Source organism: Faecalibacter macacae (genome assembly GCF_003687725.1).
GTDB classification, from domain to species: domain Bacteria; phylum Bacteroidota; class Bacteroidia; order Flavobacteriales; family Weeksellaceae; genus Empedobacter; species Empedobacter macacae.
Genome location: NZ_RDOJ01000043.1, coordinates 1 through 1521, shown reverse-complemented (window position 1 = coordinate 1521; position 1521 = coordinate 1). Strand labels below are relative to the sequence as shown.

The window sequence follows — 1521 nt, the reverse complement described above, 5'->3', positions numbered from 1 at the left end:
GAAGTTAGGCTCCAAGTAAATAAAGGGTGGTATTTCAACAATGACTCCAAAACACCTAGCGATGCTCCTTCATAGTCTCCCACCTATCCTACACATTATTTACCCGAAGTCAATACAAAGCTATAGTAAAGGTTCACAGGGTCTTTTCGTCCCGTTGCGATTAACCGGCATCTTCACCGATACTACAATTTCACCGAGCTCATGGTTGAGACAGTGCCCAGATCGTTACACCATTCGTGCAGGTCGGAACTTACCCGACAAGGAATTTCGCTACCTTAGGACCGTTATAGTTACGGCCGCCGTTTACTGGGGCTTCAGTTAAGAGCTTCGAATTGCTTCTAACCCCCTTCCTTAACCTTCCAGCACCGGGCAGGTGTCAGACCCTATACGTCATCTTTCGATTTTGCAGAGTCCTGTGTTTTTGATAAACAGTCGCCTGGGCCTTTTTACTGCGGCTGACTTGCGCCAGCGTCTCTTCTCCCGAAGTTACGAGACTATTTTGCCTAATTCCTTAACCATGACTCACTCGAGCGCCTTAGGATACTCTCCTCGACCACCTGTGTCGGTTTACGGTACGGGCTGCTTCTCTCGCTATTTCTAGGGACAATTTTCAGTGGATTATCACGCCAGCCGAAGCCTTGGTGTACTATCCTTAGTTTACCTAAGTTCAACGTACTATTCCGTCAGTACGCACCACCTACAATCATCCGTCACTTTTGTTGAGAGCAGGTACGGGAATATTAACCCGTTTGCCATCCACTACCCCCTTCGGGTTCGTGTTAGGTCCCGACTAACCCTAAGCTGATTAGCATAGCTTAGGAAACCTTAGTCTTACGGCGAATAAGTTTCTCACTTATTTTATCGTTACTCATGCCTACATTTTCTTTTCTATAAACTCCACCACCCATTACCAGGTGACTTCAACGTCGATAGAATGCTCCCCTACCAGTACATCAAAAGATGTAATCCATAGCTTCGGTAATATGCTTATGCCCGATTATTATCCATGCCGGATCGCTCGACTAGTGAGCTGTTACGCACTCGTTAAATGAATAGCTGCTTCCAAGCTAACATCCTAGCTGTCTATGCAATCCAACCGCGTTTTTTCAACTTAGCATATATTTGGGGACCTTAGCTGATGGTCTGGGTTCTTTCCCTCTCGGACATGGACCTTAGCACCCATGCCCTCACTGCCTAGAAACATATATTAGCATTCGGAGTTTGTCAGGAATTGGTAGGCGGTGAAGCCCCCGCATCCAATCAGTAGCTCTACCTCTAATATACTTTACTAAACGCTGCACCTAAATGCATTTCGGGGAGTACGAGCTATTTCCCAGTTTGATTGGCCTTTCACCCCTACCCACAGGTCATCCGAAGACTTTTCAACGTCAACCGGTTCGGTCCTCCACTTTGTGTTACCAAAGCTTCAACCTGCCCATGGGTAGATCACAAGGTTTCGCGTCTAATACCACTGACTGCATCGCCCTATTCAGACTCGCTTTCGCTTCGGCTCCGTACCTG

Annotated in this window: 1 rRNA gene; it reads right to left on the bottom strand. The window is 47.1% G+C overall.

The window, feature by feature from the left end:
- Positions 1 to 1521: ribosomal RNA gene (locus tag EAH69_RS13835) — 23S ribosomal RNA — on the bottom strand; the annotation flags it as partial.